The sequence below is a fragment of the Staphylococcus cohnii subsp. cohnii genome (genome assembly GCF_002902365.1).
Lineage (GTDB): Bacteria > Bacillota > Bacilli > Staphylococcales > Staphylococcaceae > Staphylococcus > Staphylococcus cohnii.
In genome coordinates, this window is the sequence record NZ_PPQC01000040.1 from 1 (window position 1) to 716 (window position 716).

The following is a 716-nucleotide window of genomic DNA, read 5'->3' on the forward strand; positions in this document are numbered from 1 at the left end:
TAAGAAAAGACCACCACCAATTAATAGTGATGGCCTAAACCAACGTACAGAAGAACTAGGAACTAATGAAAATAACAAGGAGTTAAATGCCCAATGGCTAATTTAGACTTTAATACTGAGCGCTCAACATTAAAGATTTAGTATATCTTTAATATCTATATTATACCATGAACGCCGTCATAATGCTACTTTATATTATCTAGTATTAATAGAAATTGCTTTTATTTTACCAATCTTTTCAATGAGCTTATTCATCGATGTCACTTCATCTGTATAGATTTGTACACTCTTAACTTTGTTATGCTGCACTAACTTTATAAATTCTTGCATAATTGGTTTGTCATCCACTTCTATAGACAGTCCATACAGTCCTTTATTGACTACGACAGTTAAATTGCCACGATGTATCGATGCTAGGATATTACTATCTTTATTGTTGTCTAACATCACACATAGCTTGTCATTGTCTTTTAATGCTTGAAATACATTGTTATCTAACTCATATGGTTTAAATGTCTGATAGTTAGGATCTACTGTTTTGGTCGTTCCCATTTCTACAGGTTTATCAGTTGTAAGTGCTTGTACTGTAATTCGATTCTTTTGCTTATTATATTTAACGTTATTATCTGATTGTTTGATTGTTGTTAGCATATACTCACATCCTTACCATTGTTTCTTGCCATAATGATATTTTTGGAACTCATCACGAGAAACGG

General features: G+C 31.8%; 1 protein-coding gene. It reads right to left on the reverse strand.

The window, feature by feature from the left end:
• Window positions 1-195 precede the first annotated feature (195 nt).
• A complete protein-coding gene (locus CD032_RS07235) occupies window positions 196-651 on the reverse strand; it encodes a hypothetical protein (RefSeq protein ID WP_040030199.1) in 456 nt (151 codons plus the stop codon).
• Window positions 652-716 lie beyond the last annotated feature (65 nt).